At 69.3% G+C, this 13036-nt stretch carries 9 protein-coding genes; 4 read left to right on the plus strand and 5 right to left on the minus strand.

The genetic code is table 11. The features are described 5' to 3' along the window. Positions 1–23: 23 nt before the first annotated feature. The 3 genes from ACSMFO_RS22205 to ACSMFO_RS22215 form a co-directional block, all read right to left on the minus strand. Entirely contained in the window at positions 24–1214 is a 1191-nt protein-coding gene (locus tag ACSMFO_RS22205) for a helix-turn-helix domain-containing protein (protein ID WP_038512015.1), read from the minus strand. 339 nt (positions 1215–1553) lie between these two features. Then, on the minus strand, positions 1554–2543 hold the full coding sequence (locus ACSMFO_RS22210; RefSeq protein ID WP_436460346.1) for an alpha/beta fold hydrolase: 990 nt from the start codon (positions 2541–2543) through the stop codon (positions 1554–1556). A 341-nt stretch (positions 2544–2884) separates the two neighbouring features. Then, positions 2885–4096 (minus strand): PucR family transcriptional regulator, encoded by a 1212-nt coding sequence (locus tag ACSMFO_RS22215; RefSeq protein ID WP_436460347.1) that lies wholly within the window; start codon positions 4094–4096, stop codon positions 2885–2887. 314 nt (positions 4097–4410) lie between these two features. On the opposite strand from ACSMFO_RS22215, the gene ACSMFO_RS22220 reads away from it, so the two are divergent. Further along, complete coding sequence (locus ACSMFO_RS22220; RefSeq protein ID WP_436460348.1) at positions 4411–5607, plus strand: PucR family transcriptional regulator; 1197 nt, start codon at positions 4411–4413, stop codon at positions 5605–5607. 148 nt (positions 5608–5755) lie between these two features. On the opposite strand, the gene ACSMFO_RS22225 is transcribed toward ACSMFO_RS22220, so the two are convergent. Both ACSMFO_RS22225 and ACSMFO_RS22230 read right to left on the minus strand, forming a co-directional pair. Next, complete coding sequence (locus ACSMFO_RS22225) at positions 5756–6973, minus strand: lipase family protein (RefSeq protein ID WP_436460349.1); 1218 nt, start codon at positions 6971–6973, stop codon at positions 5756–5758. 36 nt (positions 6974–7009) lie between these two features. Further along, positions 7010–7582, minus strand: a complete 573-nt coding sequence (locus tag ACSMFO_RS22230; RefSeq protein ID WP_037339454.1) for a hypothetical protein — start codon at positions 7580–7582, stop codon at positions 7010–7012. Positions 7583–8069: 487 nt separating this feature from the next. On the opposite strand from ACSMFO_RS22230, the gene ACSMFO_RS22235 reads away from it, so the two are divergent. The 3 genes from ACSMFO_RS22235 to ACSMFO_RS22245 all read left to right on the plus strand — a co-directional run bounded on the left by ACSMFO_RS22235 (position 8070) and on the right by ACSMFO_RS22245 (position 12991). Continuing rightward, a complete protein-coding gene (locus ACSMFO_RS22235; protein ID WP_436460350.1) occupies positions 8070–9305 on the plus strand; it encodes a DUF6801 domain-containing protein in 1236 nt (411 codons plus the stop codon). Positions 9306–9369: 64 nt separating this feature from the next. Further along, entirely contained in the window at positions 9370–10491 is a 1122-nt protein-coding gene (locus tag ACSMFO_RS22240; RefSeq protein WP_436460351.1) for a DUF6801 domain-containing protein, read from the plus strand. Positions 10492–10777: 286 nt separating this feature from the next. Beyond that, positions 10778–12991, plus strand: a complete 2214-nt coding sequence (locus tag ACSMFO_RS22245) for a heavy metal translocating P-type ATPase (RefSeq protein ID WP_436460352.1) — start codon at positions 10778–10780, stop codon at positions 12989–12991. The last annotated feature ends 45 nt before the right edge of the window (positions 12992–13036 follow it).

Consider the following 13036-nt stretch of genomic DNA (forward strand, 5'->3'; position numbering starts at 1 on the left):
GTGAGTGGGAAACGCTGATCTGGTCAGTCCTCGGCGAGGAGGGCCTCCGCGCGCAGGGCGATCTCCATGTCGAGCCGGTCGTCGGCGTTGTTCAACCGGTCGCCGAAGAGATCGATGAGCTGGTGCATGCGGTACCGGACGGTCTGCGGGTGGACCTTGAGCTTCTTCGCGATCTCCGGAGCACTGCCCCGGGATTGGAGCCAGATCAGCAACGTCTCCCCGAGCCGCGCCCGCTGTTTGGGCGTGAGGTCGTCGAACGGGGCGAGGCTGCGCGTGCACAGCTCACGGACCAGGAACTCGTCGGCGAGCAGCCACAGGGTGGACAGGTGATCGCTGTACCGCGTGACCGGATTGTCCGGCAGGACCCCGCGCTGGACCAGCCGCAGGGTGCGGCGCGCCCACAGCAGGGAACGCGGCGCTTCGGTGAGCCGCACGGCCGGGCCGATCACCGCGCGCCAGCCGGGAAGCCGTTCGGCGAGATCCTTCAGGTGCTTGTCCGGGTCGCCGGTCACCAGGCAGGGCTTCGGACCTTCGAAGTCGACCAGGACGTCGGCGTCCAGATCGGCGCTGTCGGGGTCCAGCGGGCCGAGCCGTCGCTCCAGCGCGACGACCGTGACCTCGGTGGGCAGTGCCCACTGCGCGTTCGCGGCGTGCGACGCGATCGACTGCGGGGAGGACGGGGGATCGGAGAGCATCAGTTCGAGCAACCGGCGCCTGCGTCTCGCCCTGGTCCCCGCGGCCCGTTCCTGGGCGGCCGTGTAGCCCTCGATGGACAGTGCGGAAATCTCGTCCACGTAAGCGAAAATCGCCTCGGCCGCGGTGCACAGGAGATCGGCGTCCGCTCCGATCGCCTGCCCGAATTCCGAAACGTGCCGCCACGCGACACGGCCGCCGACGCGGTAGGCCGTCTGCAGGCAGTCGAGACTGCGGCCCTCGCTGAATTCGACCTTCCCGAGGTTGCGGAACACCGCCGACCACTTGTCGAGCGGCGCCGTCCCCTGACCGACGGTATCGAGACAGTGCAGGATCGCCTGCCGGATACCCTGCGTGATCATCTGCCCGAACGCGCCTTCCAACGGCTGCGCGTATTCGGGAACGGCTCGTTGCACCTCCTGCAGGATGGCTCGTGCCAAGGGGTCGGCCCGCGGCCGGAACCGCTCGCCCAGGTCTCTGGGCAATGACGCCCACAGTCCATTCGCACCGGTGCTGCGCACAGGTCGGTTCTCCACTGGGGTTCTCGGTGCCGGCGTGAAGGCGCGCGGTCGCTGGACCGGACCCGGTGGCTGGCGGTGCGGGGTGGCGGGGTGGCGCACGTCGGGGTCGGGGCGTGCGGTCCGCAGATCGTGCCGCGAGAATCCGGTATCCAAGTCGGTCATGTTTTTATCCTTGTTAGCAACAAAATCAGCCTCTTCAACGGTGAAGCCGATCCAGATTTTGTGGCTCACGCAACATAAAATCCGGCCGAGAGGACTGTCAACGGCTGGCGGGAGCTTGATCGGCCACCTGGATGGACTACACCCGAACGGGTGGTCGGATCCGGCGGCGAGTGACATTTAGGCGGGCCTGAGATGGCGTCCGGATGACAACTTTTCCGGGACGTTTTCGGGCGCTTCCGCCGCCTCGCTGGCGCGGATGAGCACCTCGACGACCTCGTCCAGGCTCAGCCTGGCGGGCGCGGTCGCGGCGAGGAAGCGTTCGAGCTCGCCGGCGAACCGGGCCGGGTCGGCCACATGTGGAAAGTGTTTCGCATTTTCGAACACGGTCAATCGGCTGTCCGGCAGCACTTCGGCGGTCTTCCGGCCGTGCGCGACCGGGATGAGCGGATCGTGCGCGCCCCAGACGACGAGCGTCGGCACCTCCCTGGCGAGGTAGAGCTTGTCGATCGCGCTCGCGCGCTGGCCGCGGAGGTCGATCAGGCTGCGGGCGATGAACAGGAACGCGCGCCGCCTGCCCGCGTCGGCCAGTGACGCAAGGTGACGGGTCAGCTCGCGGGTCTCGGGGGAAAGTTTCCCGCCGAGGGACCGGCATGCCGCGGCGAGTCCGCGCGCGATCGCGACGGTGGCGGGGTTGACCGCCAGGGAAAGCGTCACGTTGGCCCCTGGCAGCGCCGTCGCGCGCAGCACCGGGGTCACCTGCGGGCCGAGCCCCGCACTACCCACGAGCACCAGCCGGGCGCACATCTCGGGGAACTGGTAGGCGAACTGCATCGCGATCCCGCCGCCGAGGGAGTGCCCGACGATGGTGGCGTGCCGGTTCCCGGTGAGCGCGAGGACGTCGCGCACCACGCTGGCCATCGCGCCGAGGCCGTAGTCGGCCCGCGGGGCGGCCGAATCGCCGTGTCCGGGAAGGTCCGGGACGAGGACGCGTCGCTCGAACCCGCTTCGCTCGAAGTGGTCGAGCAACGGGACCCAGGTCTCGCCGCTGCCCGAGATCCCGTGCAACAGCACGAGCGGCTCGCCCGCGGCGTCCTTTGTGGACGGAACGTATTCCCGCAGCCGGATTTCCCGGCCGTGCAGGGTCAGGGTGCGCGCTTGGAGGGCCATGTCCCGCCTTTCCGTTGTCAGGCGTCAAAATAACGTGTGGAACGCCGGGTTCGTCAGCGTGTCGCGGGACACGTCCGTCGATTGCGACCCGGGTGACAAGAATGCCGGGGCCGACCCCGAGGCGGATGCCAAAAGCGGGAACGACGGCCTATTGCGCATCGACATTTTCCCACCGTCCCGGTATTCAGGAAAGCGTCGGTAAACACCCGTCACCACGGGGAGAAATGCGATGGCCTGCCGGGCTGACTTCCATGTCGACCAGCCGAGGGCGAAGCACGCCCGCCGCGGCCTCCGCTGGGTGCTCCCCACCGTGCGGCCACCGGAACGGCGAGTGCGGCGGATCAGGTCCCTTCGTCGCGGCGGTGAGCGCGCATGAGGCGTTGCGCGCGCAGGGCGAGCTGCATGTTCAACCGGTCGTCGGCGTCCCTGAGGCGGTCGCCGAACAGATCCTCCAGCTGACGGAGGCGGTTCCGCACGGTCTGCGGGTGCACGCCGAGCCGCTGCGCGATCTCCGGTGCCCCGCCACGGGTTTCCAGCCACGCCAACAGGGTGTCGCTGAGCCGTTCCTGCTGTTTCTCACTCAGCGAGGTGAACGGGTCGAGGCTCTGCTTGGCGAGTTCGGCGCCGAGGAAGTCTTCGGCGAGCAGCCACAGCGTGGCGAGATGGTCCCGGCACCAGATGACCGGGCCGGGCGCGTCCTCGCCGGTCAGCAGGAGCGCGCGGCGCGCGGTGCGGAGCGCGGCAGGGGCGTCGACGAGCGGTACGACGGGGGAGACCGCCACCCGCCAGCCGTCCAGTGCGTCCTTAAGCGGGGCGAGGTCGGCGTCGGGATCCGCGGTGAGCAGGTACGGCTCCGCGGTGTCGAGGTCGGCCAGCACGGTGTCGTCCAGGAGATGGGCCGGAAAGGCGGGAGCCCCCGCGGCGCGTTGGAGGGCGACCATCGCGGCGGTACTCGGAACCCGCCAGCCCGCGCCGTCGGCCAGGCTGGCGATGCTGCACGCCGAGCCTTCCGGCGCCTGGGCGATCAGCTCCAGCAGCCGTCGCCGCCGGAGCGGGATCGCCCCCGCCGCCCGGGCTTCCGCCTGCTGGTAGCCCTCGATCGTCGTGGCGCAGAGTTCGTCGACGTAGACGAAGACGGACTCGGCCGCGAGCGCGATGACGTCGAGACCGACGCCGAGCCCGCGCACGATGGGCCGCATCGCCCGCCATGCCGCCCGCGCGCCGACGGTCACGCTGTCGTGCAACGGTTCCAGGCTCCGGCCCTCGGCGAACTCCATCCGCCCGCGCATGCGGTAGAAGTCGATCCAGCGGTCGTGGGGGATGTCCGGATCGCCGATGCAGTCCACGTAATGCCGCACCGCCCGCTCGCACGAGACGACCAGGACACGGCCGAAGACGCCGCGCAACGGCTGCGAATACGCGGTGACCGACCGCTGCACCTGCTTGACCATGGCGGCCGCGGCGTGCCCGGTATACGGACGCAGTTCTTCGCCGAGCGAACGCGGCAACGTCGCCAGCATGCCGAAACCGCGGTACTCGACCACCAAGACCACCCTTTGATTTTCTTCGAACCGGGGAGAGAAACATGAATCCGTTTGCATAACCACGTCGGATCGACGGGAACGGTGCGGGGCCGTTTGTACTGGATCGGCGGACGGCCTGTACCCCGAATGTGACGTTGAATTTGCAACGGAAAGTCGCGGGGCTCACCGAGGTGACAACGGACGGGCGTTTCGGTGTGACGTCTTTTGACACGGATGTGTCGACGGTTCTACGCTCCGTGCATTCGAGCGCGCCGGTGGCGCGCGGACGAAAGGGAATTGGTGCCCGTAATCGTCGGCCTACTTCTCAACGGGGGATCGCACACGTGAGCTGGCAGCCCGTCGGCGCCCTGTGGGCACGCCTGCCGAGGGAACTCGGCGACGCCGTCCGCCCGCGCATCCCGGCGATCGCCCGGCACTGCGTCGAAGGCGTGGTGTCCGAGATCGGCGAATGCGCCGAGGTGTTCAGCGACGGTGAGGCCCGTGCGGCGGCCGTCGAGCTGACCAGGCGCAGTATCGAACGCGCCATCGACCGGGTCGGCGTCCCCGAACTGCTGCAGAACGACCTCCTGGTCGATTTCCGCGCACAGGGCCGCATCGCGTTCCATCAAGGACTCAGCCGGGAAGCCGCGCAGGCGGCGTTCAGGGTCTCGAGCCGGGTGCTGTGGCGTTCGATCGCTTCGATCGGCCGTCAGCTCCAGCTGCCCGGTGACGTCCTCTATGGAGCGGCCGAATGCCTCTTCGGCGACGTCGTCGAGGTGACGATGGCGCTGACCGACGGCTACAACGCCGCACAGGCGGAGGCGACGGGCCCGGCGGAGCAGCGTGCGCGGTTGTTCCGGCTGCTGGCAGGCGGCACCGGGTACAGCCAGGCCGACGCGAGCGCGCTCGCCGTCGCCATCGGCTGGCGGATCCCGGAACGGATCACGGCGGTCGTCTTCACCGCGGCACCCGGGGCACCCTCGTTCCCGGCCGGTCTGCTGCCCTCGGCGGTGCCCGTCGATCTCGTCTCCGACGTGCCCGGCGCGCTGGTGGCCTGCCCCGAAGCCGACCTGAGCGGTCTGCGGGAGCTGCCGTCCGGATGGACGGCGACGGTGGGGGTGTCGGTCCCGATCGCGCAGGCCGCCGAGTCGTACCGCATCGCGCGCCGCGCGTCCGAGCTCGCCCAGCGCGGCATGATCACCACGGTCGGCCCCGTGCTGTGGTGCGAGGAGCACATCACCACGCTGCTGTTGCTCGCCGACGAGTTCCTGCTCGACCGGCTGGCCGGCGAGGCGCTGGAACCGTTGTCGGGGCTGGCGCCTCGTCAGCACGACGAGCTGTCCGCGACCCTGCTCACGCAGGTGCAGACGCGGGGGAGCGCGCCAGAGATCGCCCGGCAGCTCGCGGTGCACCCGCAGACGGTGCGAGCGCGGCTGCGGCGGCTTTCCGAGCTGTTCGGCGAGCGGCTGGACGATCCGGATCAGCGGCTGCGGATCGAGCTGGCGTTGCGCGCGGAACGCCAGCGGCCCGCCGACGTCTGACGGTCCTTGTCCACAAAGGACGCTCGGTCGCGTGACTGGATGGACGGCACGTGTGATCAGACGGACGACACGCGTGTCCCGGCGGACGGCTCGGGGTCGTGAGTGGCGATTCGGGTTCTAAGCCGAAACGCCACTCACGACCGGTACGTCAGGCGCAGTTCGACGTCGCAGGGGTGCCCGCGACCCGGTCCTTGAGGAACGCGAGCACGTCGGCGTTCCCGGTGTAGACCGCCGTGATGTGGTCGGTCTCGAAGGTCTTCCAGGTCGTCTTGACCCCGGCGGTGCAGTAGGCCTTGTGCAACGCGTCGGCCTGGGCGAACTGCACGAGCTGGTCCTGGGTGGCGTGGTAGAGGAACACCGGGACCTTCGGGGGAGTGCCGCCGAGCTTGTTCTCGTTGAGGCGCTTCACCCATTCCGGGCGCACGTACCCGGCGCTGGTCGTGTAGTCGGCGATCTTGTTGTTCGCGTAGGTGGTGAGCAGTTCGAACGTGCACGCGCTCTTCTGCATCTCGGCCAGTTTCACGCGGCCGTTGTCGCTGAGGAACGAGTCCAGTTTCAGTTCGGGGTAGGCGTTGTCCAAGCCGATCAGGGCGTAGGCGAAGACGCCGAAACCGAACTTGCCGTCGAGCTGCAGGGTGACCTGGACGAGGTCGGCGGGCACACCGCCGGCGGCGACGCCGACGAGGTTCAGCTCCGGTGCGTAGGTGGGCTGCAGTTCGCCGGCCCAGGCGGCCGCCCCGCCGCCCTGCGAGTACCCGCGGAAGAGCACCTTGGCGTCGGCCGACAGTTTCGACTCCGGCAGACGCTGCGCCGCACGGACGACGTCGATCACCGCCGGGCCTTCCGAACGCCCGACCACGTACGTCGTCTTCGGATCCTGGCGGTAGCCCTCGTAGTCGGTGAGGGCGACGGCGTACCCGGCGTCGAGCGCGTCGTCGAGACCGGACTGCTCGTAGAACGCGCCGATGTCGATCATCTTCGACGGGGTGCAGGTGAACGCGGGACCGTGCGTACCGGCGGCGAACGAGACGATCGGCGCCTTCGCCGGGTCCACGTTCTTCGGCACCAGCACGGTCCCGGTCACCGCGTCCGGCTGCCCGAGTGCGTTCGTCGACAGGTACATGACCTGCCACGCGTTGACGGAATCCTTACGCGGACCGGCTTTCGAGACCCGCGAGCGGATGATGTCACCCGGTTTGCCCGCCGGGAGCGGAGACGGCGGGGTGTAGAACGAGTCGTCGGACGCCGCCGGGACGGCGGAGCTCGCCGGGCTTCCGGTCAGCACGGTCAGGAGACCGGCGGACAGGACGATCGCCAGCGCGACGGCGAGCGTCCGGCGGGACGGGCGGGGGAACGGGGTCGGCACGGCCGGGCCTCCAGGGCGGGGTGGCGGGTCGGGGGATCAGGCGTTGCCGCCGTAGACCTGGCGGCAGGTCGTGGACTCGGTGAACGCGAGATCCAGTTCCGGGTTGGTGCGCAGATGCTTGATCGGGCCTTCCGGCTCGCTCAGCCCGCTCATCGTGCTGTCCGCGTCGGCGACCACCTTCTGCAGGCTTGCCTGGTCGGTGACCTTCGCGTCCTGCATCTGCGTCAGGGTGGCGGACACCTTCGACTTGGTCTCGCCGAGCGTGGTGGTGGCCTTGTCCACGGCGGACTGTCCATCCGGGACCGGCGGCACGCCGGCGTTCCGGATCCCGCCCGCCATGTCGTCGAGCGCGGCGGACAGCGAGTTCAGGAAACTCACCATCGCGGTTTTCGTCGCCTGCGGGTTGGCGGGGTCGAACGCCGGCGGCTGGGACAGTTTCGCCGAGCCCGTCGCGACGCCCGAGCACACCTTGTCCACCCACGCGAGCGCGGCCGGGTCGGCGTGCCTGCCCGCGTCGGCCGGGTCGTCCGACCCGCAGGCGCTCAGCAGGACCGCCGCGGCGGTCACGGAGACGGTGGCGAACGCGATTCGCGCTGCCGTGCGGCGCATTCTTTTCATGGTTTCCCCGTCGAATTCGGCGAAAGAGGGCCTGCCGCGGCACGACGAGCGGGATTCCGCGATGGTCGGTGGCGACCGGCTTGCTGAACCGCGAGGTTACTCACGAAAGATTACGGCAGGCAAGGCGGGTGCGAGCCGGAAAAGGGGGATTGGCACGCGCGAGATAGTTTTCCGGGACGCGATTGTCACCCTCGTCAGCGGTTCCGCGAACGGCCTCATTCGGCTCTGAACTGGGGAAACCCATGTGCCGCTACTAGGAACACCCCTGGCGCACCGTGCCAGCGTGACAATTTACCGATGGCGCGTCAACTTTTCCGGGGAAGCACTTGATAGCGGTGCGGACGCGTCGTTAGTTTACTGTTCGGTTGCGATCCGTCAGACATCGTCGCTACCCGGAGAATTCTCTCGGGCCGGTAATCATTGCTCTGGGGAATTGTACGCCGTTTCGTATCATCGTTGATACCACGGAAGGACGATCGTGAGTCACCGTAGAGGAACCAAGAAGGCGGTCGCCGCCGCCGCTGCCGGTGCCGTGGGGCTTGCCACCGCGGTACTCGTGGTCGGGGCACAGTCCAGTGTCGCCGATCCGATCTCGCTCCCGCTCAACTATCACTGCAACCTGCCGCTCGTGGGGTCGCAGTCGCTCAAGGTGGTGATCAACACCGATCTTCCGCTGTCGGTCAAGACCGGTCAGCCGACCGGGACGTTCGACATCAAGGCCGTCTCCACGATCAACGCGGACACGGTCAGCGGGCTCAACCTGATCGGTGCGACCACGCTCGAAGGCCAGGCCATCGCGGCGGCGAACGTGGCGGCACCGGGGCTCAACCTCCCGGTCAAGGTCCCGAACGACATCGCCAAGCAGAACATCCCCACCTCGGGCGAGATGACGATCAACGCGGCGGGCAAGACGCCTTCGTTGACCTTCAACCAGCCCGGCGAGGCGAAGATCACCGTGGGCGACCTGCAGCTGAAGGTCACCCCGCGCAAGGCCGACGGTTCGGTCACCGGCATCACGCCGGACGGCACGATCGACGCGCCGTGCACGCAGGATCCCGGCCAGAACAACACCCTGGCCACGATCAAGATCGGTGAAGGTGGCGGCGGCACGACCACGCCGACCACGCCCACCACCCCGACCACGCCCACCACCCCCACGACGCCGACCACGCCGACGACCCCGCCCACTACCACCACCCCCGGTGGCGGCGGACTCAAGTACGCGTTCGGCATCAAGGGGCAGACCGCGCTGAAGTCGCTCGGCAGCACCGCGGCGATCAACGGTGGGTTCGACGCGGACGTGGACCTCGCGTCGAAGACGTTCACCGGTGACCTGAAGCTCGACCCGTCGTCCACCCAGTTCAAGCTGTTCGGGTTCATCGACGGGCGTTCGGAGATCAAGGTCGAACAGGTCGGCAAGCAGACCGGTGAGCTCGTCGGCACCGGGTTCAAGGCGCACATCAAGTTCAACGTGTTCCTGCCGAGCGTGCAGATCTTCGGGATCCCCATCAGCACCGACCCGAAGTGCGGCACGGTCAGCCCGTCCACCAGCGAGATGACCACGGGTCCGGACTTCGACCTGCTCAAGGGCGGGAAGCTCACCGGTACCTACTCGCTGTCCGCGCTGCAGAACTGCGGTCAGCTGAACGACTGGGTCAGCGCGTTCGCCAAGAGCGACGGCAACACGCTGGACCTGAACCTCACCAAGAAGTAAGTCAGGCCGCCGGTCCCCGTCGCCTCCCGCGACGGGGACCGGTGCCGTTTTCGGGAAGGCGACCATGCCCCTTCGTGCCAACGTCCGGATGCTGCTCGCGGCGGGCCTCATCGTGCTGATCACCGCCGGCTGCCTGCTGTTCGTCGCCGTCCGCAGCGCGGCGGCGGGCACGCCTGTGGACAAGAAGCTGTCGTTCACCTGCCCGTTCCCGCTGATCGGGTTGCAGAAGCTCGACGTGAACATCAAGGCCGACTTCGAGGTGCCGACGGCGCCCGGTGGCACGCTCACCACCTCCGGGCTGGCCATCACCGTGACCGTGCCGGACAAGGCGGCCCGCGGGCTGAACCTCGTCGGCGCCACCACCATCGAGGGCACCGCGGCGGCGGGCGTGACCCTGGTCAACGGCGACGCGAACCCGCTTCCCGTGCGTCTCCCGCTGAACGTCGCGAAGACCGATCTGCCGCCGTCCGGCTCGTTCAGTACGGTGGCGACCGGCTCCGTCCCGACCATCACGCTGGCGAAACCCGGCAAGACGACACTCACCGTCGGCGACTTCACCACCCGTCTCACCCCGAAGAAGGCCGACGGTTCCTTCACCGGGCTCGGCTCGTTCACTTCGGACTGCGTGCTCGACCCCGGCCAGGACCCGGTCCTGCTCGCCTTCGAACTCGGCGACAAACCCGCGGGACACCGGTACGCGGTCGCCGGGAAGACCGGCGTCAAAGCCCTCGGTGCCGCCGCGCCGCTCACCGGCACGTTCGACCTGAGCCCCACCGCGGCCACCGTGTTCAGCGGCGGCCCGGTTTTCGACAAGGCGCACGCCGACTTCCGGCTGTTCGGCTTCCTGCCGGGCACGGCCGATCTGGAGTTCGTCGCCGAAGGACCGCAGGGCGGCGACCTCGCCGGGACCGGTTTCGTCGCACGGCCCCGGTTCACCACCGTCCTCCCGCTCGTCACGCTCGTCGGCATGCCGGTCAGTACCGGGCCGTCCTGCCGGACGTCGGCCCCGTCGACGGCGGAACTGCGCACCGGTGACGGCTTCACCATGGCGAAAGGCGGCGCGCTCGCCGGCACCTATTCGCTGGCGCCGCTCACCGGCTGCGGCGCGTTCACGTCGTACGTGAGCACCCTCTTCCAGGGAGACGGCAACACCTTCGAACTCGCGCTGACCCCACGCCAGGCCTAGTGGTCGGGGGCAGTCCAAGTACATGAAGGCCCCCTTCCTGTACTTAGGCGCAAGGATGGGGGCCTTCATGTACTTGGGAAAGAGTCCTTCACGCGCGGCAGGCCCTGAACGCCACTCACGACCCCTGTATCGAAGCCTGACCTGAGACACCTGTTTCCACCACCATCGCAGTAGTCGGCCCGGCGACGGGTCCGGTTCCCGCCGCCGGTAATCTGCCTCGCGACACCACCAGGGACGCCTGTTCCACCACCGAGGAACCATCGGTGAAACCTGGGAGTGCCACGAAATGACGATTTCCGCGCCGGAGTCCGCCGTCCGCACGGTGGAACTGACCGTGTCGGGGATGACTTGCGCCGCGTGTTCGGCGCGGGTGGAACGCACGCTGAACAAACTCGACGGGGTACGCGCGTCGGTGAACTACGCGACCGAGCGCGCCACCGTGCAGGTCCCCGGAACGCTGGCCGACGAAGTGCTCATCGAGCGGGTCCGTAAATCCGGCTACACGGCCGAGATCCGCGGCGACGAGGATCCGGACATCGGTTTCGCCAAGGTCCGGGATCTCCGGCGACGGCTGGTCGTCGCCGCGTTGCTGGCGATCCCGCTGGGGAACCTTTCGATCACGCTCGCCCTGGTGCCGCGGCTGCGGTTCCCCGGCTGGGAGCTGCTGTGCCTCGCGTTGGCCGTGCCCGTGGTGTTCTGGTCCGCGCTGCCGTTTCACCGGGCCACGCTGCGAAATCTCCGTCATCGTTCGTCTAGTATGGACACTCTGGTGTCGCTGGGGGTGCTCTCGTCGTTCGCATGGTCGGCCTGGTCCGCCTTCGCGGGCGGCACCGAACCCGGCTACTGGATCGGCTTCGGCCCGACCGCGGCCGGTGCCGACGCGATCTATCTCGACGTCGCCGCCGGGGTGACCACCTTCCTGCTCGCGGGCCGGTACTTCGAGAGCCGGTCCCGGCGCAGCGCCGCCGGGCTGCTGGCCGCGCTGGACGCCTTGGCCGCCAAGGACGTCCGGGTCTTGCGGGACGGGGCCGAGCGGATGATCCCGATCGGCGAGCTGGCCGTCGGCGACCTGTTCGTGGTCAAGCCAGGGGAGGCTGTCGCCGCCGACGGTGTCGTCCACAACGGACTGTCCACTGTGGATGTCAGTGCGGTGACCGGCGAGCCGGTTCCCGCGGAGGTCACCACCGGGGACCGGGTCATCGGCGCTTCGGTGAACCGGGACGGCAGGCTCGTCGTCCGCGCGACCGCGGTCGGCACGCATACCCAGCTGGCCCAGATGACCGCGCTCGCGGAACGCGCCCAGGCCCGCAAGGCCGCGGTGCAGCGTCTGGTCGACCGGATCTGCGCGGTGTTCGTCCCCGCCGTGCTCGGCGTGGCCGCGCTGACGCTCGCGGTCTGGCTGCTCGGCGGGGCGCCCGCGCGCGAAGGGTTCGCGGCGTCCGTCGCCGTCCTCATCATCGCCTGCCCGTGCGCGCTCGGGCTCGCGACGCCGACCGCGCTGATGGCCGGGGTCGGCCGCGGCGCCCAGCTCGGCATCCTCATCAAGGGCCCGGACGCGCTCGAGGCGAGCCGCACGGTGGACACCGTCGTACTGGACAAGACCGGCACCGTCACGACCGGGAAGATGACCGTCACCGCGTGCCGCCCCGCCGACGGGTTCACCACCGGCGAGCTGCTGCGGTTCGCCGGGGCCGTGGAGGCCGGTTCGGAACACGCCATCGCGGCGGCCGTGGTGACCGCGGCGCGGGCGGACCCGCCTCCGGTCGAACGCTTCGCCGCGCTGCCCGGGCTCGGCGCGCAGGGCGAGGTCGAGGGGCACGACGTCCTTGTCGGCAACGCGCGGTTGTTCGCCGATCGAGGGATCCCCTGCGACGTCACGGCGGCGGATGGCGCGACGGCGATCCTCGTCGCGGTGGACGGCCGGATCGCCGGGCACCTGGAGGTCCGGGACGTCGTGAAGCCGTCAGCGAGGGCCGCCGTCGACGCCCTGCACGCGCTCGGCCTGCGGACCGTGCTGCTGACCGGCGACAACGAAACCGCCGCCCGCGTGGTGGCGGACGAGATCGGCGTCTCCGACGTGCGCGCCGGGGTGCTGCCCGCGGAGAAGGCCGCGGTCATCGAGGAACTGCGGGCCGGGGGAGCGCGGGTCGCGATGGTCGGCGACGGGATCAACGACGGTCCGGCGCTGGCCACCGCGGATCTCGGCATGGCGATGGCACAGGGCAGCGACATCGCGGTCCGCTCCGCCGACATGGTGCTGGTCCGCGAAGACCTGCGCGTGGTCCCCGACGCCATCCGGCTCGCCGACCGCACGTTGCGGATCATCCGGGGGAACCTGTTCTGGGCGTTCGGGTACAACGTCGCCGCGATCCCGCTGGCCGCGCTGGGACTGCTGAACCCACTGATCGCCGGGGCGGCGATGTCGCTGTCGTCCGTGCTCGTCGTGTCCAACAGCCTCCGGCTCAAGGACTTCGGCCGGGCGGACCGACGCGCCGCGTGACACTTCCGGGTGGTTTTGTACCATCGCCCCTCGGAACAAGGGGGC

It is taken from the genome of Amycolatopsis sp. w19 (assembly GCF_051373225.1).
In the GTDB taxonomy this organism is placed as follows: Bacteria; Actinomycetota; Actinomycetes; order Mycobacteriales; family Pseudonocardiaceae; genus Amycolatopsis; species Amycolatopsis japonica.

Excerpts from the sequence above, each read along its gene's own strand:
- ACSMFO_RS22245 (WP_436460352.1), top strand. The coding sequence starts at position 10,778 with ATGACGATTTCCGCGCCGGAGTCCGCCGTCCGCACGGTGGAACTGACC.
- ACSMFO_RS22240 (WP_436460351.1), top strand. The coding sequence starts at position 9,370 with ATGCCCCTTCGTGCCAACGTCCGGATGCTGCTCGCGGCGGGCCTCATC.
- ACSMFO_RS22210 (WP_436460346.1), bottom strand. The coding sequence starts at position 2,543 with ATGGCCCTCCAAGCGCGCACCCTGACCCTGCACGGCCGGGAAATCCGG.
- ACSMFO_RS22230 (WP_037339454.1), bottom strand. The coding sequence starts at position 7,582 with ATGCGCCGCACGGCAGCGCGAATCGCGTTCGCCACCGTCTCCGTGACC.